Source organism: Micromonospora sp. WMMD956 (assembly GCF_029626125.1).
In the GTDB taxonomy this organism is placed as follows: domain Bacteria; phylum Actinomycetota; class Actinomycetes; order Mycobacteriales; family Micromonosporaceae; genus Micromonospora; species Micromonospora carbonacea.
Genome location: NZ_JARUBI010000005.1, coordinates 3,197,301 through 3,217,378, shown reverse-complemented (window position 1 = coordinate 3,217,378; position 20,078 = coordinate 3,197,301). Strand labels below are relative to the sequence as shown.

At 72.0% G+C, this 20,078-nt stretch carries 17 protein-coding genes; 6 read left to right on the top strand and 11 right to left on the bottom strand.

Going from position 1 to position 20,078, the window contains the following annotated elements:
• Positions 1 to 144: 144 nt before the first annotated feature.
• Positions 145 to 762 carry a pyridoxamine 5'-phosphate oxidase family protein gene (locus O7628_RS14810; RefSeq protein ID WP_278131158.1) on the top strand — a complete coding sequence of 206 codons (618 nt, stop codon included), beginning with the start codon at positions 145 to 147 and terminating at the stop codon, positions 760 to 762.
• A 66-nt stretch (positions 763 to 828) separates the two neighbouring features.
• On the opposite strand, the gene O7628_RS14805 is transcribed toward O7628_RS14810, so the two are convergent.
• Entirely contained in the window at positions 829 to 2,097 is a 1,269-nt protein-coding gene (locus O7628_RS14805; protein ID WP_278131155.1) for a serine hydrolase domain-containing protein, read from the bottom strand.
• Between the two features lie 125 nt (positions 2,098 to 2,222).
• On the opposite strand from O7628_RS14805, the gene O7628_RS14800 reads away from it, so the two are divergent.
• Positions 2,223 to 2,708: a GNAT family N-acetyltransferase gene (locus O7628_RS14800; RefSeq protein WP_178063021.1), complete on the top strand. Its 486-nt coding sequence runs from the start codon at positions 2,223 to 2,225 to the stop codon at positions 2,706 to 2,708.
• 94 nt (positions 2,709 to 2,802) lie between these two features.
• On the opposite strand, the gene O7628_RS14795 is transcribed toward O7628_RS14800, so the two are convergent.
• From O7628_RS14795 to O7628_RS14750, 10 genes are all read right to left on the bottom strand, one after another.
• The gene (locus O7628_RS14795) at positions 2,803 to 3,309 is read right to left on the bottom strand and encodes a pyridoxamine 5'-phosphate oxidase family protein (RefSeq protein WP_278131152.1); all 507 of its coding nucleotides are present in this window, start codon (positions 3,307 to 3,309) and stop codon (positions 2,803 to 2,805) included.
• Entirely contained in the window at positions 3,293 to 4,417 is a 1,125-nt protein-coding gene (locus O7628_RS14790; RefSeq protein WP_278131150.1) for a histidinol-phosphate transaminase, read from the bottom strand. The genes O7628_RS14795 and O7628_RS14790 overlap by 17 nt, the downstream gene beginning before the upstream one ends.
• A 20-nt stretch (positions 4,418 to 4,437) precedes the next feature.
• Complete coding sequence (locus tag O7628_RS14785; RefSeq protein ID WP_278131148.1) at positions 4,438 to 5,253, bottom strand: SDR family oxidoreductase; 816 nt, start codon at positions 5,251 to 5,253, stop codon at positions 4,438 to 4,440.
• A 54-nt stretch (positions 5,254 to 5,307) separates the two neighbouring features.
• Complete coding sequence (tsrT, locus tag O7628_RS14780) at positions 5,308 to 7,023, bottom strand: tryptophan 2-C-methyltransferase (RefSeq protein ID WP_278131146.1); 1,716 nt, start codon at positions 7,021 to 7,023, stop codon at positions 5,308 to 5,310.
• 45 nt (positions 7,024 to 7,068) lie between these two features.
• Positions 7,069 to 8,766, bottom strand: coding sequence for a hypothetical protein (locus O7628_RS14775; protein ID WP_278131145.1), 1,698 nt, complete (start codon positions 8,764 to 8,766; stop codon positions 7,069 to 7,071).
• Complete coding sequence (locus O7628_RS14770) at positions 8,763 to 10,406, bottom strand: hypothetical protein (RefSeq protein ID WP_278131143.1); 1,644 nt, start codon at positions 10,404 to 10,406, stop codon at positions 8,763 to 8,765. The genes O7628_RS14775 and O7628_RS14770 overlap by 4 nt, the downstream gene beginning before the upstream one ends.
• The gene (locus O7628_RS14765; RefSeq protein WP_278131141.1) at positions 10,406 to 11,506 is read right to left on the bottom strand and encodes a lantibiotic dehydratase C-terminal domain-containing protein; all 1,101 of its coding nucleotides are present in this window, start codon (positions 11,504 to 11,506) and stop codon (positions 10,406 to 10,408) included. The genes O7628_RS14770 and O7628_RS14765 overlap by 1 nt, the downstream gene beginning before the upstream one ends.
• 2 nt (positions 11,507 to 11,508) lie before the next feature.
• Positions 11,509 to 12,507, bottom strand: coding sequence for a lantibiotic dehydratase C-terminal domain-containing protein (locus O7628_RS14760; protein ID WP_278131139.1), 999 nt, complete (start codon positions 12,505 to 12,507; stop codon positions 11,509 to 11,511).
• The gene (locus tag O7628_RS14755; RefSeq protein ID WP_278131138.1) at positions 12,504 to 16,043 is read right to left on the bottom strand and encodes a hypothetical protein; all 3,540 of its coding nucleotides are present in this window, start codon (positions 16,041 to 16,043) and stop codon (positions 12,504 to 12,506) included. Before O7628_RS14755 ends, O7628_RS14760 begins: the two co-directional genes overlap by 4 nt.
• Positions 16,044 to 16,227: 184 nt before the next feature.
• Positions 16,228 to 16,413: a thiocillin/thiostrepton family thiazolyl peptide gene (locus O7628_RS14750; protein WP_083302709.1), complete on the bottom strand. Its 186-nt coding sequence runs from the start codon at positions 16,411 to 16,413 to the stop codon at positions 16,228 to 16,230.
• 459 nt (positions 16,414 to 16,872) lie between these two features.
• Between O7628_RS14750 and O7628_RS14745 the strand changes: the two genes are divergently transcribed.
• The 4 genes from O7628_RS14745 (at position 16,873) to O7628_RS14730 (ending at position 20,048) form a co-directional block, all read left to right on the top strand.
• Positions 16,873 to 17,439: a DUF2867 domain-containing protein gene (locus O7628_RS14745; RefSeq protein WP_278131136.1), complete on the top strand. Its 567-nt coding sequence runs from the start codon at positions 16,873 to 16,875 to the stop codon at positions 17,437 to 17,439.
• Positions 17,440 to 17,506: 67 nt separating this feature from the next.
• Complete coding sequence (locus O7628_RS14740; RefSeq protein ID WP_278131135.1) at positions 17,507 to 18,370, top strand: SAM-dependent methyltransferase; 864 nt, start codon at positions 17,507 to 17,509, stop codon at positions 18,368 to 18,370.
• 38 nt (positions 18,371 to 18,408) lie between these two features.
• Positions 18,409 to 19,599 (top strand): acyl-CoA dehydrogenase family protein, encoded by a 1,191-nt coding sequence (locus O7628_RS14735; RefSeq protein WP_278131133.1) that lies wholly within the window; start codon positions 18,409 to 18,411, stop codon positions 19,597 to 19,599.
• A 17-nt stretch (positions 19,600 to 19,616) separates the two neighbouring features.
• Positions 19,617 to 20,048, top strand: coding sequence for an ester cyclase (locus O7628_RS14730; RefSeq protein ID WP_278131131.1), 432 nt, complete (start codon positions 19,617 to 19,619; stop codon positions 20,046 to 20,048).
• Positions 20,049 to 20,078 lie beyond the last annotated feature (30 nt).

Below are 20,078 nucleotides of genomic sequence, written 5' to 3'. Positions count from 1 at the left end.
TTCCGGCTCGGCTGCGCTGCGTGGGGCCGTACCCGGGACGGCCGGTGACAAACCTCGCGCTCGCGGCGCTCGCTAGGCTCGACCCGACGGCCGGGCAGCGCCGCCGGGGCCGCCACCGGGATCAACGGTTACGGGGAGGCTGACGTGACGGTGGAGATCACCTCGCACGAGGAACTGCGCGAGCTGCTGGGCGCGCCGCTGCCCCGGGCGGTGACCAAGGAGCGGCGGGCCCTGCACGAGCGGGACCGGCAGTGGCTGGCGGCCTCGCCGTTCTGCCTGGTCGCCACGGCCGGCGCGGACGGGGCCTGCGACGTCTCGCCGAAGGGCGACCCGCCCGGCTTCGCCCTGGTGCTGGACGACACGACGATCGCGATCCCGGAGCGCCCGGGCAACCGGCGGGCGGACGGCTACCACAACATCGTGGCGAACCCGCACGTCGGGTTGATCTTCATGATCCCCGGCCGGACGGACACGCTGCGGATCAACGGCCGGGCCCGCCTGGTGCGCGACGCCCCGTTCTTCGACGACATGGTGGTCCGGGGCCACCGGCCCGTCCTGGCGATCGTCGTGGAGATCGAGCAGATCTTCTTCCACTGCGGGAAGGCGTTCCTCCGCTCGGAGCTGTGGCGGCCGGAGACCTGGCAGCCCGACGCGCTGCCGTCGCGGGCCCGGCTGGCCAAGGAGCTCGAAGTCCCGACGGAGAGCCTGGCCGACCTGGAGGCCTACTACGGCCCGGCCTACGAGCGCAAGATCTACGGCTGACGCGAGCGACGGGGCGGCGGCGGCATCCCCGTTTCCGGATGCCGCCACCGCCCCGACCCGACCGGGTTACCCGACCACGCTGTGCAGGTCCTTGAGCACGGAGGCCGGCACCGGCTTGCCGAGCATGGCGCAGACGGACGCGTCGGTGGCGGCCATGGCCACGGTGTAGTAGCGGTCCCAGCCGGCGTTGGGCTCGGCGTCGAACGGCTCGGCGTTGGCGACGCTGACCACGGTGCGCCGGCCGTCGGCGGTCGCCAGGGCGATGCTGTGGTGGCCGAGGGTGTCGCCGCCGTGGCCCCACACCGTGCCGCACGCCGAGTCGAGCCTGATCAGCCCGAGTCCGTAGCCGCCCTTCATGGGGAAGTCCGCCGGCAGTTCGACCGTGGTCGTCATCTGCCTGAGCTGCGCGGCCGAGAACAGCTCGCCCCGCAGCACGGCGGAGAAGAACCGGGCGAGGTCGTCGGTGGTGGAGATGACGGCCCCGGCGGCACCGCCCCAGCCGCCGATCGGCCAGGTGGCCGTGTCGACGTAGCGGGGCTGCGGGCCGGCGAGCTTCACCCCGTAGCCGTGGGCGTAGCCGGGGCCGGTGCGGACCGCGCGCGGGTCGGCGAAGTAGGTGTGCCGCAGGCCCAGCGGCGCGGCGATGCGCTGCCGCACCAGCTCCGGCAGGCCCTTGCCGGTCAGCTTCTCGATGATCATCCCGAGCAGCGTGTAGTTGGTGTTGGAGTAGGACCAGCCCGCACCCGGGGCGAAGTTCGGCTCGTGCGCGAACGCCACGGCGAGCAGCTCCCGTGGGGTCCACACCCGCTGCGGGTCGCTCGCCAGGCCGGCCATGAAAGCCTCGTCGCCGGTGTAGCTGAACAGGCCGCTGGTGTGGTTGAGCAGCATCCGGACGGTGACGTTCCGGCCGTTCGGCACGACGCCCGGCAGATACCGGGAGACCGGCGCGTCCAGCTTGAGCTGCCCACGGTCCACCAGTTGCAGGGCGAGCACCGCCGTGAACGTCTTCGTGTTGCTGCCCGCCTCGAACTGGTCGCGGGCGGACATGCGTCGCCCGGTGGCGATGTCGGCGAGGCCGGCGGCCGTCCGGGTCACCCGGTGGCCGTCGCCGATCCGGGCCGCGTACCCGGGCGGGCCGACCGCCAGCATCCGGCGGGCGACGTCCTCCAGCACGGCGTCGCCGCCCGGCCGGGCGGCGGTGGACGCCACCGGGCGCCCGTCGGCCCCGGCCGTGGCGACCCCGGGGGCGGCCAGCACGGCTGCGGCGGTCGCCAGGATCGCGGTGGCACGCACCAGGCGGGACTGCTTGGGGGTGGTTCTCCGCGTCGTCGTCATGCATTCGAGCATGTCGACCTTTCCGGGCCGGGTCATTGCCGCCCACTGCCCGACCGTCGTCCAGGGCACACCACCGCCCATGGTGGTGCCAGCACCACCAGCCCCGCTTCCGGTAGCGTCGCGGCGTGCTGATCCGGGAGTTCACCGACACCGACTGGCCCCGGGTGTGGGAGATCGTCGCCGGGGTCGTCCGGGCCGGGGACACCTTCACCTACGACCCGGCGATGACCAGGGAACAGGCGTACGACGTCTGGGTGGAACGCCCGCCCGGGCGGACCGTCGTGGCGGTCGACGGCGACCGGGTGCTCGGCACGGCCAAGATGGGCACCAACCGGCCGGGGCCGGGATCGCACGTGGCCACCGCGAGCTTCATGGTGGCGGCCGACGCGCGGGGGCGCGGGGTCGGCACGGCCCTGTGCCGGCACGCGCTGGACTGGGCGCGCGGGCGCGGCTACGCCGGGATGCAGTTCAACGCGGTGGCCGAAAGCAACCGCGCGGCGGTCGGGATCTACCGCCGGCTCGGCTTCGAGGTGGTCGGCACCGTGCCCGGCGCGTTCGCGCACCCGGCCCTGGGCCGGGTCGGCCTGCACGTCATGTACTGCGCGTTCTGACTGTTCCCGCCAGCCGTCGGGGTCGTTGAACGACTCCCGGCAGATGCCCGACCCGGTGCGCGGCCAGTCGCCGAACCGCTTGTCGTGCGCGGGTCTACCCGGGTACGGCATCGGCGTCCGCCGCCAACGACGAGCGAGACAGCGCCACCGAGCCGTCGTCGGCGAACGTCCAGCGCGACGAGGCGAAGGCGCCGCCGGCCTGCCAACTGCGCGCCGCCGTCGGCCGCACGGCCCAGACCGTCATCCCCATGCCGTGGGCGGCGACGAGGTCGTACGCTCCGCCGCCGAGCGCGCGGTACTTCGTCGTGAAGCACTCGCCGAGCTCGACCAGGGCCTCCCGGTCGGTGACCTCGGTGGCGTGGCCGTCCAGGATCACCACGCTGCTCGCGCTCTCCAGGTGCACCGACACCCGGTCGTTGTGCCGGAGGTTGCGCACCTTGACACTGGCGCCCACCGAGGAGAACGCCAGGGTGCCCCGCCACCACACCCCCCAGACGGGCACGGCGTGCGGTCGCAGGTCCGCCCGCACGGTACACACCCAGTAGCTGGTGGCGGCGGCGAACCGCCGCTCGACCTCCGTCCAGTCAGCCGACGTCTCCATGCTGGTCCCTCCTGCTCGTCCGGCCGGCCGTGCCGACCGGCTGCTCCCCGTAGGCCCGCGCGGCGGCGACGAAGGCGTCGTTCTCCGCCGTGGTGCCGATGGTCATCCGTACCCCGTCTGCCCCGAAGGCCCGTACGGCGATGCCGTGGTCGCGGCAGTGGGCGGCGAAACGGGCGGACCGGGCGCCGATCGGCAGCCACAGGAAGTTGCCGTGGCTCGGCGGCACCTGATACCCGGCGTCGACGAGCAGCCGGCGCACGCGGTCCCGCTCGCGGACGATCGTCCGGCACCGTTCGACGACCTCGTCCTCCGCGTCGAGCGAGGCGAGCGCGGCGGCCTGGGCCACGGTGCTCGCCCCGAACGGCACCTGGACCCTGCCGAGGGCCGCCGTGACCGTCTCGGCGCCGACCAGGTAGCCGAGCCGCAGGCCGGCCAGGCCGTGCGCCTTGGAGAAGGTGCGCAGGACCGCCACGTTGTCCCGCCCCTGACGCCACAGTTCCCGGGCCAGCGCCACCCCGTCGGGAACGTCGGGTCCGACGGCGAACTCCCGGTACGCCTCATCGATGATCACCAGCACCGAGGGCGGAACCGCGGCCAGGAAGTCCCGCAGGGCGTCGGCCCCCGGTTGCGCGCCGGTCGGGTTGTTGGGGGCGCACAGGAAGACGACCCGGGTCGCCGGCCCGATGGCCGCCAGCAGCGCCGGCAGGTCGGGCGACCAGTCCTCGGCCAGCGGCACCGGTCGCGGGGTGGCCCCGACGATGCGGGCGATCACCGGATACGCCTCGAACGACACCCAGGGGAACAGCACCTCCTCGCCGGCCGCGCAGGTGGCCTGCACCGCCTGGTGGCAGAGCGTCACCGAGCCGCAGCCGACCACGACGTTCCGCGTGGCGACGTCGAGCCGCTCGGCCAGCCGGGCCACCAGGGCTGACGCCGTCGGGTCGGGATACCGTCCGCTGCGCGTCGCCGCGTCGCCGATCGCCTTGAGGACGCTGTCGGGCAGCTCGGCCCGGACCTCGTTGCCGGCGAGGTTGATCGCGACGGGCGGCATCGTGCCGGGCGCGTAGGGCGGCAGGGCCGCCAGGTCGGGCCGAAGGCGGATGGGCACGCCGAACCTCCAGGTGAGTGTCAGGCCAACGGGTCGTCGACGCCGTGGGGAACGAGGCGCAGCGTCCGGATGCCGTCCGGGAGGCCGGCGCGGGCGCGGGCCGCGAGCTCGGCCAGGTCGTCGACCCCGACGTGCAGGTACCTGCCGCTGAGCGGGTCGAGTTCGCCGCGGGCCACCGCGATGACGGCGCCGACGACGAGGTCGACGCTCACCCACTGGTTGCGCTCCAGGCAGGCCGTCATCCGTGCGGACATGTCGGTGAGGACCATGCCCGGGCTGATGTCGAAGATCGACACCCCGTGGGGGCGGAGCGGCCCGGCGAGGGTGTCCGAGAGCGCGAGCAGGGCCGCCTTGGAGGTACCGTACGCCGAGTACCGGATGTCCCGCTTCGTGGCCACGTTCGAGTTGATGTTGACGATCCGGCCGGCGCCGGCTTCGATCATCGCCGGCAGCACCGCCCGGCAGAGGTTGAACGAACCCCGCAGGTTCGTCTCCAGCACGTCCCACCAGCGGTCCGGATCGACCTCCCATGGCGGCTTCTCGTCGTGGTCGGCGATACCGGCGTTGTTGACCACGAGGTCGATCCCGCCCAGCCGGTCCGCCACCTCGTCGACCACCGCCCGGACGGCGGCGGGCTGCCGGACGTCGACCGGGCACGTGCGGGTCCGCACTCCGAACCGGGCACACTCCCGCGCGGTGTCCGCCAGTCCCGCCGGCCGCCGGCCGAGCAGCGCCACGTCCATGCCGGCGCGGGCCAGACCGAGCGCCAGGTGCCGCCCGATTCCGCGCCCGGCCCCGCTCACCACCGCCAACCGTCCACCCAGGTCTCCGGTCATCGGCTCGTCCTCCTCTCTTGCGGCCCGTCCGCCCCGACGCTCGGTCGCCCCGGATCAGCCGGTCGCTGCTTCGAGCACGCCCCGGTCATGGGCCTCCTGGAGGATCGACCGACGCTCCCGCCAGTGCGACCAGAAGGCGCCGGAGTAGCCCAGTCGGCACAGGCTGAGCAGGAACGGGTTGTCGGCGTAGTTGTTGTCGTGTTCGCTCATGCCCGCGACGGTGGGCAGCATGACCCGGTAGTGCTCCCGGGCGGGTATCTGGTCCCAGAGGAACTGCACCGACTGCCGCCAGCGCCCCGCCGGGTCCGACACCCGGGCCGGGTCTTCAGGCAGGTCCGGTGAGAAGTAGCAGACCAGGCGGAAGCCACCGTCGTCGTCGAACATGAACTGCCGCTCGTACTCGACGGGGCCCGAACACATGGCGAGCGGCTTCAGCACGATCGGCTCCCGGGCGTTGTTCGACTGCAACCCGGGCACCGTCCGCACCCCCGCGCACTGCTCGGCCATCCGGATGCCGAGCGCCGTGTACGGGAAGAGCCGCAGCCCGAGGCTGAACCCGGTGACGTGGGCGTCGAGCGCCATGAACTCGTCCACGCACCGCCGCATCGTCTCGCGGGTCTCGCCGGGCATACCGAAGAGCGCCTCGACCATGGTCCGCATGCCGTAGCGGTGACTGAGTTCCACCAGGCGCACGGTGTCCTCGAAGGCGTAGAACTGCGAGCCACCGGCGGTGACCTTCCAGCCGTCGAGGAGGTCCCGGCGGACGTGGTCGGCACCGACGTTCACTCCGGCACAACCCGCGGCGGCCAGCAGTTCGGCGAACTCCTCGTCGAACGGGGCCGGCTGGCAGTAGATCCACAACCGCAGGTCGTGCAGGGGCCCGGAGTGGTCGGTGTTCCTGCGGCGGACGATCTCCCTGAGCAGCGCCTTGCTGTGGCCGATGGCGAGGTTGAACTCGCTGTCGGTGGTGTGCAGGTCGTGCACGCCCTGAGCGACCAGGGACTCGATCTCGTCCACCACCGCCGGAATGCCCCGCCGGGCGAACTGGGTGCCCTTCGCATCCGGCTCGACGCAGTGCGAGCAGCGGTAGACGCACCCGTTCTTGGTCAGGATGCTGCCGATCCCGCTCTGCCGGTAGTAGGCGAGGTTGTCCACCTTCAACGGGTCTCCGGAGCGACGGTGGTAGCTGTCGCGGCGGTTGACCTGCCAGAGGCGGCTCTCGTTGTGCCCGGCCCGGGCCAGCGGACCCGCGCCGGCGACCGGCGGCCGGGCGGGGACCGACACGACCCGTCCGCCGCCCTCGTTGACGAGCAGGCCACCGACCGACCGCGGGTCGCGTCCCTCGGCCAGCGCATCGGCGAGGTCGCAGATGATCACCTCGCCCGGCCCCTTGACGCCGAAGTCGACCCCGAAGTAGTCGACCAGGGCGAAGGGCATGGTCGAGAAGCCGATCCCGCCCGCCACGAGCGGCGCGTTCGTCCGCTGCCGGACCGCGCGGATGATCTCCCTGTGCTCGTCGACGAAGGGACGCTGCTCCAGCGCGTACGTGGTGTCGGTGTTCCGCACCGTCACCCCCACGAGCAGTGGTTGCCGCACCGAGAAGTACTCGGCGACAACGACCTGCCAGTCGTCGCGGCGGAAGGTCAGATCGACCACCTCGACGGTATAGCCGGAGTGCTCCAGCGCGGTGGTGAGCACGTCCAGGGCGTACGGCGCGATCGGTGGATGAACCTTGTTCGGGTTCACCAGGGTGACCAAGCCCCTAGTCACAGGTACACCATCCATCCTTGGTTCGAGGATCGCTATGCGCGCCGGTCATGTCCCCGCCGGTGGAGGCGGGGCGACGGCGCGGTCCGGGGCCACGGCGACGCCGACCACGTGCGGGGTCACCAGCGGTGGGAGCGCCTCCTCCCACCAGCGCAGGCCGAGCCGTTCGGCGCAGTCCCGCACGAACCGGTCCCCGGCGGGCCGGCCACCTGCCGCCGGGACGAGCGCGCCCGGGTCCACGGACGGCAGCTGGCGGCACGCCTGCGCCAACAACCACGCCCGCCCGGCGGCATCGTCACGGTCGGTCCCGACCGTCCAGCGGTCGCCGTCGCCGACCAGCGCACGCCACAGCCCGCTGGGATGTCGCTGGCACCGCACGACGCCCCGCGCGAGGACGTCGGGCGCGGGCCCGTCGGCATCGGCGGCGATGTCCTCCGACCACCCGTCGGTCAGCCGGTCGGCTGCCCATCGGCACAGCGCCCGGGCCAGCGCCGCCGTGACGGTGGGGCCGACCCCGAGCACCGCCGGTCCGGGCATCGGCGCCGTCGTCTCCACCGCAAGCAGGGCCGCCTCGTCGCGCGCCGCCTGCTCGGCCGACGCGACCACCACCGCGCGCTCCTCGCCCTGGGCGGCCGGGGCCGGGCGACCGGCCGGGTTGACCCACAGCCGCAGCGCCACCAGGGGGCCCTGGTCCAGCCCGCGCGGGGAACAGCTGATCAGTGGCCCGAAGCAGCGGGCGGCGGAGACCACGCCAGGGAACGGCTGCCGGCGGGCCGGCACCACCGGCGCAGCCGGGTCGGTCGCGTGCGGCGCGGCCGGGCACGACGGGTCGGGATCCACCGCGGTACGCCAGATGCTGAGCCGGGTCAGGTCGACCACCACCCCCTCGGCCAGGCGGGCCTGGTCCCCGGCACCCACCTGCTGGAAGAGCTCCTGGGCGATCACCGCCGCACCGACCGCGGTGGGTACGTGCCCGAGGCTCGCGTTCTCGGGCAGTCCGACGGCCGGATGGACCAGCCGACGCCAGGCACACCGGACGCAGGCCAGCCCGGAGCCGGGGACCTGGCCCTTGAGCAGCATCGCCTGCCCACGTACGACGCCCACCCACGCCGGGGCCCCGGCCCGGTCGAGGAAACGCCACGCGGCGTCGAGCTCCGCGGCGGAGAACAGGCCCACGAGACGCATCCGGTCGGCCGGCGGGCCGGCCGGCCCCCGCAACCGGACCGACAACCCGGCGGCCCGGTGGTCGTCGACGAGTTCCCGCAGTTCTGCGGTCGGCTCGGCGTCACGCAGGACGATGTCGCCGAAGCCCGTCTCGATCATGGCGGCGGCGATGAGCGAGGCGCGTTCCGACGGCCCCGCGACGGACACGGGGCAGCTGCGGACCCGGGCCAGCGCGGCCGCCGGGTCCGGGACGACGTGCCGGAGGTACTCGATCTGCTGGCCGAACGCCCGGGTCACGGGCGAGTCTTCGGTCAGCTCGTCGATGCGGTGCCGCCGCACCACCTGGCGCTCCTCCAGAACTCCGATCAGCTTGCGGACGTAGGTGGCCTGTTCCGGCCGGAGCGCCCCGAACAGGTGCTCGGCCGGGATCCCGCGGTCCAGCAACGGGGCGATCCGCTCCACCCACCGGGCCACCGCCGAGCCGCGCAGGGTGAAGGAGCCGTCGGTGGTGCGAACCCACACCCCGTCGCGCACCGATACGTAGTAGGCATCCGCCCGCAGGCGCAGCAGCGTGTTCGTCATGAGTCGCCTCCGCCGCCCGTGGCCACCGGGTGCGTGCTGCTCTCCAGGTAGAGCGCCCGCCGGTACTGGCCGATCCCGACCAGCAGCAGGGAGGTCAGCCCTCGCGCCGCCAGGCCCAGGGCGTCGTCCAGCGGACCGGTGACGAAGCCGAGCACCGGGTGCGCCGACAGCCCGTCCCTGGTCGCGGCCACCGACAGCCGTTGGGCGAGCAGGCCGGCGAGCAGGTGCTGTGCCCGGTAGGCGAGGGCACCGCCCGGGCCCCGGTGGACGTCCGCCGCGCCGACCATGATGACGATCAGGGGCACCTGGGCGAAGTTCATGTAGGACCCGAACAGGCACTGCTGCACGAGGGCGCCCCAGTCGCCCCCGGCGGTGCGGGTGAGTCCGCGGCCGTCGCCGTGCAGCAGGTACGCACCGGCCGACAGCCCGGTGACCGACCGGGCGATCAGCAGGCACCGGGGGTGGGCGGGAACGCCGGCGGATTCGGTGGGGACCGCCCCGTCCAGCGGGGCGAGCACCTCGGCGCACCAGGTCGCCACCGCTGCGATGCTCACCGGGGAGCCCCGGTACTGCTCGCCGAGAGCCGTGCGGGCCCAGGCGTCCGCGACCGTGGGGGGAGCGCTCGCCGTGGCGGGCAGTTGGGCGTCGGCCGGTAGCCCGTCCAGCGGGACCGGCGGCAGGTCGATTGCTTCTCCGGCCGCGGCCAGGCAGGCGGCGTGCATCCGCCGAGCCCCCGAGCGGTGGTCCGGCATCCCCATCGCCCCGCGCCACGGCAGGTCCGGCACCATCGCGGTCCGGATGCCCGTGCCCGGCGCGGGCCCGCCGTCCTCCACCGTGTCGGGCGCACCGCCGATCGGCGCGGGCCGGACGTCGAGCACGACCGGCGCCGCTTCGACAGACGGGTCCAGGCCCAGGCCACGCAGCAGGGTCGGCTCGGCACCGACGAGCGACACCCCGCAGGACCAGCCCCACCGCCGGGCCGTCAGCGCGAACTGGCCCACCACCGTGCCGCTGTCCAGTGCGGCCAGCCGGTAGGAGAAGTCCCCGTACTTGAAGTAGTTCTTCCACAGGGGAATCGTGAGGACGATCCGGACGCCGCCGCCGGTCGGTGCCAGCCCCGCCGGGGGACGGCCGGCCGCAAGGCGGGCCAGGGCGTGACGATTCGCGTTGTAGTGGTAGACGCCGGCGGTCAACTCTCCGCTTCCGTCGGTGCAGACGTAGCATTCGGCCGGATAGGTGACTCCGCCGGACGGCACCGCCCGACGGAGCTGGTAGTGGGCGTCGCGGTGCACCGGAGCAGGCTGCTCGGGGCTGCTCTTGGCGGTCCCCTCCGGATACCAGCGGACGCCGGCCACCCCGTAGCTGGCCTGGAGAAACGCGCCCAGCCAAGACAGCTGTCCCGCCCGCGCCACCGTCATCGCCTGCTGCGCCCCGCCCCGGACGAGCCGGCGCGGCAGGGGCGGCAGGTCGATCTGTTCCGCCGTCTCGTACCAACGGAACGGGCTGGGGATGTTCTGCCAGTCGATCTGCCACGAATCCCCGTAGATGTCGTCGAAGCTGCCACGCAGCCGATGGACGAAGGCATCCACCTCGTCCCGGTCGAACGGCCGTACGCCCGGCTTTCCCGCACCGGTCGCCATCACCGGACCTCGGTTCCCGGCTGGACCGAGCGGATCAGCTCCGCCGCGTCCAGCCCGAACTCCTCCTCGAAGCTGCGCGCCACGAGGTAACACAGCGTGTATCGATCGGACAGGAGGAAGCCGAGCCGGAACAGATGCCAGTGGCCGTACGCCTGGGCGACCCGGGACGCCTGGAACCGGCGGTCCTCTCTGATCATTCCCTGGTAGTACGGGTTGTCGGCGATGGCACGGTGGATGCCCGCCACCGGCGGCTCGGGTGCGTCGGCGAGCCACGGCAGGTCAGGTCGGCGGTACAGCCCGTCCGGCGCCGGCGTCAGCTTGCTGAAGTCGTCCTTGCGCGGCGTCGCGTAGAGATAGAACCTGCCCTCGTCGAAGCCCTTCTGGACGGCGGGCAGGTGCGACCGCAGGCTGTTCATGTACCGCAGGGTGGGTTCGGGCAGGCCGTCGAGGTTCCCGTCCGGCTCCCGCATGATCTCCATGAGCCGGCGCAGGCGCGGGCGTAGGGCGTCCCGGTTGAGCTCGTACCGCCTGACGTGCCGCTCGCGGGCCTTCTCGGGGTCGCGGATCAGCAGCATGTACCCCTCGAAGGTGGCCAGGTACGACAGGTAGCCGGCCCGGTAGCCGAACCGGCTCACGCTCTCGGGCAGCCGGGTCGCCAGGAAGGCGCCGCTGCACGCCAGCATGTCGAAGGCCAGGGCCATGCGCAGCGCCCGGTTGCCCCGGGTCTCGCGCAGCGACGCCACCGCCAGCGGGGTGGTGTCGGTCCAGAACGACTCCGCGATGTGCAGCGCCGCGGGCCCGCCGAGCCAGTCGTGCTCCTTGTTGTACGGGCGGTACTCGAACAGGTTCTCCCGGCCCGCCTCCCCCACGGCCTCGCTGATCCGGGCCCGTAGCCGCGCCTCCACCGAGGGGCTCCGGGTACGGAACTTCAACCGCAGGTAGGAGTTGCTCTCCTTGGTCTCCCGCAGGTAGAACCAGGATTCGGTCTCGCCCCGCTCGACGGACTCGTCGAGGGTGGGAGCCGCGACGTCGAGGAGGAGGTCCTCCTGGCTGGACCAGGGGACGTTGACGGTCAGGTCGCCGAACTTGTCTGTGGTCACGGTTACTCAGCTCCTGTTCCCGCCGCCAGCCCGGACAGCTCGGGGACATCGGCGCCGCGGTCGGTGGCCGCGCGGTGCGCCAGATACGCCACGAAACACTCCCCCTGGGGGCGAACGTTCATGCGGTTGTTCGTCGTGTGCAGGTACTGGCTGACCAGGGCGGCCAGGGCCACGAAGGGCGGCGCGGAGGGCTCGACCTCGGCCGGCCACACCTCGCGCCGTTCGACGAGCGGGCGGAGCCGGCCGACAGCGTCCGCGATCAGGTCCTCCCACCGGCGGCCGAGGCCCCTGCCGAGAGGCCGGCCGCGCTCCAGGTCGCCGAGCATGCGCCGGTAGGTGTCGCGCTGGGCGTCGTACTGGTGTGCCCAGGCCCCGATCAGGGCCGGGTCCGGCACGTACGAGCGCCACCGCTCGTGGTAGTGGCGGAAGAAGACCGGGCGCTGCGCCTCGGTCAGCCCCAGTGCGCGGCTGGCCAGCAACAGGAACTGCATCGCCACGCCGAGCCGGGCCCGGCCCTCGCCCACCCGCTGGACCACCTCGCCGGCCAGCAGGGTGCTGGTGTCGAAGACGTCCTCGGCGACCGCGACGCCCCGCGGGCCGCCGTACTTGGCCAGCTCGGGCCGGTACTCGATCCACCGCAGCGTGTTGGGGGGCTCGGCCTCCAGCACGTCCGTGCCCACGCCGTGCTCCAACTCGTTGAGCCGGTGCAGCGCGGTCGCCAGCCGACCCTGGTCGGTGTCCGTGGCACCGGGGTGCTCCGCCAGATACTCGGTGACGCGTCGCTCGATCTCCGCACGCACCTGATCCCGGTGCGCGGGCAGGGTCCGGGTCCGGACCCGCACATGCGGTCCCCGTTCCCAGTGACGCAGGTAGAACTGGCGCTGCGTCAACCCACGCCGCCGCAGCTCGGCGAGCATCGGCAGCAGCAACTCGGTCAACAGTCGGTCCGCGTCGTCGTGATAGAAGACGTGACACGACAACCACACCGGTGCGGTAGTCACCCTGCCTCCGACGTCGTCTCGATGGTGAACTCGGTGACGTGCCCGCCCGGGTCGCCCGCCCGGCCGGTCGCCACCTCGGGCAGACACTCCTGAAAGGTCAGTTCGGTGGTGCCGCGCCGCAGTGTCCGCAGCCACGAACTCACGCTGGTCACGCTGGCGAAGTCGACGAGTGCGGGCTTGCGCTCACCGGAGGTGGGGAACTTCTGCAGCCGCTGGCTCCAGCTCTCCTGCTCGTCGTTGGTCCGCGGCACGAGCGGGTCGGGCACGGTCATGCTGCGGCAGAACACCTGCTCCGGCAGCCCGACGTCGGCCCGCCAGCGACGTACGGCCCGGTGCGTGTCGAGCCGGCTGAGGCCGTTCAGATCGGGCAGCTCGGACACCGGGACCTTCCAGGCCCGCCGCGCCAGCACCACGTCGTCCAGCCGTACCCGCGGATAGCGGCGGATGCCGCTGCGCTCCGGCCGACGCTGGTCCACCCGGTCCCACCAGGCAATGTTCGCCAGCGCGCCGGTGCCGAAGAAGTTGAGGAAGCGGTAGAACTGCGGGGCGAGGTCGTTGAGCAGGAAGTTCAGCGGGACCAGCCGCAGCGCCGGGCCGCTGCGGCCGTGCCGCAGGCGCAGCCGGCCAGCCGGCACGTCGACCTCCGCCCAGCACTCCTCCAGCGAGATGCCGGCGTCACCGCCCCACCGCTCCGGCGTGCCGCAGGGGTAGCGCAGGTGGCGGTCGAGCAGGGGCGGATGGATGTTGGAGTTGATGCCGAGCACCGCGCACAGGTCGGTCAACGGGGCGTTCGGGTCGTCGTGCCGCGCGATGTCGGCACGCACCCGCCCGGTGAACCCCGCCGAGGCGGGATCGGCCAGCTCGTACGCCCCGCAGAACCGGGAGATGGCCCGCGCGTACCCCACCGAAACGTCGTTGACCACCAGGATCTGGTCGGTCTCCCGCGCCCGCTGCACCTGCCAGCCCACCCGTTCCCAACGGGTCACCCAGCCCGGCAGCCCCGCCACCGCTTCCATGAGCTGCCCCCGGTCGAGCGTGCTCTCGGCCCCGTCGTGCACCGCCGCCTGGCCCAGGATCGCGTCCTGGAGCCCGCGCAGCTCCATCGGCACGGGTGCGGACAGCTCACGCAGCCGCTGCATCAGCAGGGCACGCATCTTGGGCGCGGAGAGGGCCGAGTACAGGGTCAGCAGACGGTGCGGCCCCGGGCCGAAGGCCCGGCGGACGACGTCGGCGACGATGGCCCGCACGTGCGCGTCGTCGTCGAACAGGGGGACCAGCCCGTGCAGGGTCGACAGGGCGGGCAGGTGGCGCTTCCAGGTCGCCCGGCTCTCCCGGCGCGGCTGGGTCGTCACCAGATCCTCGTAGATCAGGCTCCGTGCCGCCTCCATCGGCGGGAGCGGCACGTCGCACAGTTGCGCCAGCTCGGCGACGCAGGTCCGTACGTCGGCGAGGGCCGCTTCCCGCTGCTCGGCGCCCATCGCGCCGAAGCCGGTCTCGATGTCGCACAGCCGACCGACGACCGTGCGCAGCCGAGGATCACCACCCGGCGGCAGCAGGCGGGTGAGCCGGTCCATCGGTGCCGGCTCCTGTTCGCCGACGCCGAGATCCGCTGCCAGCACCCCCGACTCGACCAGTGCCTCGACGCCGGCCCGCAGGGCGGAGGAGTCGACGCCGGACCGCGCGGCGCAGCGCCTGTGCAGCTCGGGCACGCTGATCGGTTGGTCGGCGGGCAGCTCGAGGACGGCGGTGAGCAGGGCGTCGTCGTCGGCCCGGACGATCCGCTCGGCGCTGGCCGGCTGGTCGGTGCCGTCCCGCCCCCGGACGAGCAGGGCCACGCCGCCCCGGGCCCGCGCCACGATCGGGGCGCGGCGGAGCACCACCGCGTGCCGCAGGTCGGGGTGCCGGCACAGGGTGCGCTCGACCCAGTCGACGAGTTGGCGGGGCAACCGGCACACCGACCGCAGCGGGCCGGGCGCCGTCGTCCCCTCGGCCGCGTCGGCCTCCGGGGCATCGGTGAACACCACGGGTCGGGTGTGCACGAGCCGGCCGAACGGGGAGGGTTTCAGCGCGCTACGCGAGATCAGGTTGACGAGGGTCGCCTCGGTGGTCCGGGACCGCTTGTCGTTGGCGTCGCCGGCCGCGACGTCCCGGGCGAAGCGACGGATGTTCTGCGCTACGTTCGCCCCGGTGAGCTGGGCGCTCATCACGATCGCCGGATCCACGCCGAGTTCGGCGAGGACCGCCTGCTCGGCGTGCCGCGCCTGCTCGTACTCCTCGGCGAGTCCGCTGGTCACCTCGGCTCGGCAGGCGCGCAGGGCCCGTAGCCGGCGCGCCCCGTCGATCTCCCCGGCCGCGTCGGGAAGTGCGGCCAGCTCGGCGAGCTGTTCCTCGGTGAGGTCCGCGCCGCGGTGCAACAGGCGGCGGATGTCGAGGGTGCGTCGGCGCTGTTCCCGGTCGGTGAGGCGGGGCACCACCGCGGTGAGGGCCTCCGCCACCTGGCGGGACTCGGCGCGCCATTGGGCATCCAACGCGTCGGCCTCGTCCATCCGGTGCGCCAACCGGTGCGACGACAGCCCGGCGATCGCCGCCGCAGGCAGCGAGCACACCCGCGCGACCCCGTAGCTCGCGAGCAGGTGCCGGGCCGCGGCTCGGGGCGGGGCGGTTTCCTTCCCGGGCGGCGCCGCGGGCGATCTCTCGACGCTCGTGGGCAGCGCAGCCGGCAATGCGGTGTCGGGCGTCGTCGCCGGCCGGTCGGAGCGGTTCTGCGCGGCGGCCGGCACCCCGCCGGCGGCCGTCGGGGCCTCGGGTGCAGGGGCGGACGCCGTCGGGACGGTCGCGCGGCGGCGTTCGTGGAAGACCGTGCGTTCCTGATCGATCCGGGCGCTGAACTCCTCGACAGCGGCGACGAACGAGCGGGGACAGTCCCGGGGGACGAGATGCCCTGCGCCCGCGACGACCGCGACGTCGGCCCCGGACTGCGCCGCCGGCTGGACGGCGAGCCGCTCGGCCTCCAGCAACGCACCGTTGACCAGCAGGACGGGCAGGTCGAGGTGTTCGAGGTCGGTCCGGTCCGGCACGCGGAGCAGTCCTCGCCGCAGTTCCTCAGCGGTGGAGCTGATCAGCCGGGGCCACTTCTCACCATGCAACTGGGTGAAGTAGGCACGGCTCGGCTGCTGCTCACGCGCCATCCGGGTGAAGGCGGTCAACCAGCGTTCGAGCGCGTCGGGCGCCATGGTGAACGAGTAGCCCGAGATCACCAGCCCGTGCACCGCCCCGGCCGCCTTCTCGGCGGCCCGGAACGCGACGGCTGCGCCCAGGTAGGAGACCCCCACGAGCAGCGGTCGTTCCCGCTGGGCGTGGACGAGCGCACAGAGATCGTCGACGGCGACGGCCGTCTGGTCCGTGGCCGCCTCGTGGCGAGGTCCGTGCCCGGGGAGGTTGAACGGCACCACAGGGTGGCCCCACCACGGGGCACAGTCGCCGAAATGCGCTTCGGGCGTGCCGAGCAGCCCGTGCACCAGCACGACAGGTCGCATCGGGATGTCCTCCCAGGAACACGGATCGACGGCTCACTACGGGGAACGGCGCAGGTGTCTCGAATCAGACAGGCGCCAGCGCCCAGAGCCCTTCAGGTGGGCGCCGAGCCCGCCCGCGGCACGGCCTTGCGGCACGGCCGTTGCCGGACCGGACCGGCGGGCGGGCTCGGCCTCAGTGACTAGGTCACGAGGAGCAGCTGCAGGTGCAGATGCAGGTCGTGCAGGACGCCGAGGCGATCATCGTCTCGGTCAGGTCGTGCGTGTCGAGCATCGACTCGTCCAGGTAGTCGCTGATCTCCAGCGTGTCGATGTCCAGACCGGTCAGCTCCTCGACACCGAGCTCGGTCTGGGGGTCCACAGAAATGCTCATGGCATTGACCCTTCGGTAATGTGGGATTCATCCGAAGCCCACGACTGATAACTGTCCTCGACTCTGCAGAGATGCCAGTCGGCCTGGCGGGTGAGATAGCGCCTCATCAGGCGTCACGCGTCGACTGGGGTACCGGTCGCCTACGACCTCCCGAGGACTCGACCGATGTTACAGGCTGATCACAGGGCGTGTCTACATCGCATCGACAACCCTCGTGAACCGCTCGTAGATCACCACTTAGAACCTAGCCGCGCCTTGACTCTCATCAATCCCATGCTAGGCTCCACAGCGGGATCAAGTCGATTGTGTCAGCTTTCGCACGACAACCAGCGGAGCCTCGGTCCCCAATATTTAGACACCTTCGCTGAGACTGACATCAGTTCCGAGCAAGCCGGCTCAGCATCTCCTGCCATTCCCATGGCCAGGGGTCGACAGGCTTAATTTCACGCTCATGGGGGAATGGTGCAGATGCGCGTCCATCATATTCCGATTCCGGCCGGATCAGCGCTGGCCGCCTTCCGGGACGAGGCCCCCCATGTCAACGCCGAGGCGGTGGCGGTGACGCTTCCCGCAGGCGCGGCGGTCGATCCCCAGGAACTGGCAAGGATCGCGATGACCCGCCCCAGCGACACCCCCGACGCCCTGTTGCCGCTGGTAGATGCATGGATCAAGGTCCAGCGGATCATCCTGCGGCCCTTCGGGGTCAGCCCGAACACGATGAACCGCAAGAAGCCCCAGGAACGCCCGGTGGTGGGCAACCGCCTCGGGCCGTACCAGGTACTCGCGGTTGATGGACACGAGGTGCTGATCGGGGACCGCGACCGCTTCATCCACCACCGGATGTCCTTCATCGTGACCGACTCGAAAGCGATTCTCGGAGTCGTGCTCCGCAGCTTGAATCGGGGCGGCGACTTCTACTGGGCGATGGTCCGCAAGCATCAGACCCGCATTCTGGAGCAAACACTCACGCGCAGCCTGCAACGAGTTCTCGACGGGCAGCACGAGCAGAGACCGAAGGCGAATTGACGTCTCCAAGAAGGCCGTTTCCGAGCGGAGAATAGCTGAGCCCGAGGGAGCGATGAAACAGACAAGCATGACCGCGCACTGGATAGCTGTCGCCCGCGCCGCCGAGACACTCCGCCCAGACCCACTGTTCGTCGATTCCTTGGCGGTCGAATTCGTATCCCGCGCCGACCCCGCCCTGTTGGCCGATCTGCGCGACAATCCGACGCCCCGTTTCGACGTACTCGCGGTGCGGACGAGATTCTTCGACGACTTCCTGTCCGCCGCCGTCGGCAACGGGCTGCGGCAAGCGGTGATCGTCGCCGCGGGAATGGACAGCCGGGCCTATCGACTCGACCTTCCCACCGATCTGCGGCTGTTCGAGATCGACCTGCCCGATCTCCAGGCCGGCAAGGAAGCGCTCCTGACGGACCTCGGCCTGACCAGTCCCCGCTGCCGTCGACACGTCGTCGCCGCGGACGTGACCGGCGACTGGTCCTCCCGCCTGCGCCTCGCCGGGTTCGACCCGAGCGCACCGACGGCCTGGCTGATCGAGGGCTTCCTCTACTACCTCACGAACGAGCAGGTCGAGGGCGTGATCAGCACGGTTTCACAGTTGTCGGCCGAGGGCAGCGTCCTGGGCCTGGAACACGTCAACACGGATCTCTACCGGGCCCCCTGGATGCGGCAGTGGCTGGCGGACATGCGCCGGGAGGGCCGGCCCTGGCAGTCGGGAGTGGACGATCCGGAAGCCTGGTTGGCCCGGCACGGTTTTCGGCCACAGGTCCGCGAACCGGCCGACCTTCCGGAGGCGACGGGACGGCGCGTTCCGAAGACCCCGCCGAGACCGACGCCGGGGGCCGCCCGAACCTGGCTGATAACAGCGGAGCGTATCCGTAAGGAAACTCTGAGAGATCGGGATTCCGACGTCCGACCGAAGGGAGTTCGAACGTGAGTGCCGAGTCCGCGCCTCGCGCCGAAAGATTCCTAGGGATGGTTCGGGGCCTCTCCGAGTCGTGCGCGCGCCGCGCGGCCAAGTACGACGAGTCCGCGGAATTCCCCTACGAGAGCTTCGACGCCTTGCGGAAGTCCGGATATCTCGGCCTGACCGTGCCCGTGGAGTTGGGCGGTCTGGGCGGGGATCTGCGGGACCTGGTCGTCACCCAGGAACGGCTGGCGGCCGGCTGCGCCTCCACCGCCCTTACGGTGAACATGCACCTCTCCATGGCCGGACAGCTCGCGCGCAACTGGCGTACCACGCCGAACGATGCCGCCGAACGGATGCTGCGCGACATCGCCGTCGGCGACGTCGTCCTCGGCGGGGCCACGGCGGAACCGGGACATCCGCTGGTCCGCAGCACGGGCAGCCGGGCGTCGCGGGTCGACGGTGGCTTCGTGGTCTCCGGCCTCAAGACCTTCGGCACCGGATCTGCCGTCATGACCCACATGACCTCGATGGCCGTGCACGAGGAGCATCCCGGGGGGCCACGGCTGCTGGTGTTCCGGATACCCATCGACGCGGCGGGCGTGGAGATCCTCGCCGGCACCTGGAACACCTCCGGCATGCGGGCCACCCGCAGCGAGAACATCGCCCTGCGGGATGTCTTCGTGCCCGACGAGGCGGTCCTCCTGGCCTTCCCCGTCGGCAGCCTGGACGGCAGCCTGCTGCAGAACCTGTGGGGTTGGTCGATGCCGACCTTCGGCGCCGTCTACCTCGGTGTGGCCGTGGGTGCGTTCGAGCACTGCCTCGCCGACGTCCGCAGGCGCGGGTGGGAGGCACGGCCCTTCGTCCGGACCACGATCACCGAGTGCACGCTGCTCGTCGAGTCGGCCCGGGCGGTCCTGCGGCAGACCGCCGAGGAGGTGATGGGCAACGACCTGTGGACCCGGATGACGATCCAACAGGGGATGTCGCGGGTGGTCCTGGCCAAGGTGCTCGCCACGAACCACGCCGTAGCGGTCGTCGACCGGGTGGTCCAACTCGTCGGCTCGGCCGCGCTGCGCGCCGGTTCCGTCTACGACCGGGCGCTGCGTGATGTCCGGGCCGGAACGATGCACCCCTACAGCAACGCCGACGCGCACGAGCTGATCAGTGCGACCTGCCTCGGCATCCAGGTCGCCGAGGAGCACCCGCCCCTCCGGCCGGCGCTGGCCGACCCCTCCGACCCTCTGACGACCTCCTGAGAAAGCAGCGTGCAGACATGGACAGGGCCACCGTCACCGAACTCGTCGGCCATGTGCTGGCGGCGTTCAACGAACGAGACCTCAGCCGCCTCGACCAGTGCATAGCACCGGACTACCAGCACCCGAACCCGGCGCGGGCCCGTGGTCGGCAGGGCATGCGCGACGCGGTGGCCGACTGGTTGGCCAACGTCGAGAACACCCGCCTCGACCTCGACGACCTGCTCGTCGACGGCGACCGGGTCGCGGCCCGGATGACGTTCAGCGGCCGGCAGGTGGGCGAGGTGCTCGGCATTCCGCCGAGCGGCCGCGAGTTCTCGGTCAGCGTGCTGGACATCTTCGTGGTGCGCGACGGCATGTTCGTCGAGCACTGGGACCTGATGGACCGCTTCGCCCTCCAGCAGCAGCTCCACCCGACCGACGTGAAGGCCGATGCGACGCGCCGACCGTGACCGACCGTCCCGGCCCAGGGGAGGCACGAG

What these genes read in the sequence shown, in the direction of transcription:
- O7628_RS14805 (WP_278131155.1), bottom strand. Translation starts at nt 2,097, where the DNA reads ATGACGACGACGCGGAGAACCACCCCCAAGCAGTCCCGCCTGGTGCGT.
- O7628_RS14795 (WP_278131152.1), bottom strand. Translation starts at nt 3,309, where the DNA reads ATGGAGACGTCGGCTGACTGGACGGAGGTCGAGCGGCGGTTCGCCGCC.
- O7628_RS14785 (WP_278131148.1), bottom strand. Translation starts at nt 5,253, where the DNA reads ATGACCGGAGACCTGGGTGGACGGTTGGCGGTGGTGAGCGGGGCCGGG.
- O7628_RS14775 (WP_278131145.1), bottom strand. Translation starts at nt 8,766, where the DNA reads ATGACGAACACGCTGCTGCGCCTGCGGGCGGATGCCTACTACGTATCG.
- O7628_RS14770 (WP_278131143.1), bottom strand. Translation starts at nt 10,406, where the DNA reads ATGGCGACCGGTGCGGGAAAGCCGGGCGTACGGCCGTTCGACCGGGAC.
- O7628_RS14755 (WP_278131138.1), bottom strand. Translation starts at nt 16,043, where the DNA reads ATGCGACCTGTCGTGCTGGTGCACGGGCTGCTCGGCACGCCCGAAGCG.
- O7628_RS14750 (WP_083302709.1), bottom strand. Translation starts at nt 16,413, where the DNA reads ATGAGCATTTCTGTGGACCCCCAGACCGAGCTCGGTGTCGAGGAGCTG.
- O7628_RS14745 (WP_278131136.1), top strand. Translation starts at nt 16,873, where the DNA reads ATGGTGCAGATGCGCGTCCATCATATTCCGATTCCGGCCGGATCAGCG.
- O7628_RS14740 (WP_278131135.1), top strand. Translation starts at nt 17,507, where the DNA reads ATGACCGCGCACTGGATAGCTGTCGCCCGCGCCGCCGAGACACTCCGC.
- O7628_RS14735 (WP_278131133.1), top strand. Translation starts at nt 18,409, where the DNA reads ATGGTTCGGGGCCTCTCCGAGTCGTGCGCGCGCCGCGCGGCCAAGTAC.
- O7628_RS14730 (WP_278131131.1), top strand. Translation starts at nt 19,617, where the DNA reads ATGGACAGGGCCACCGTCACCGAACTCGTCGGCCATGTGCTGGCGGCG.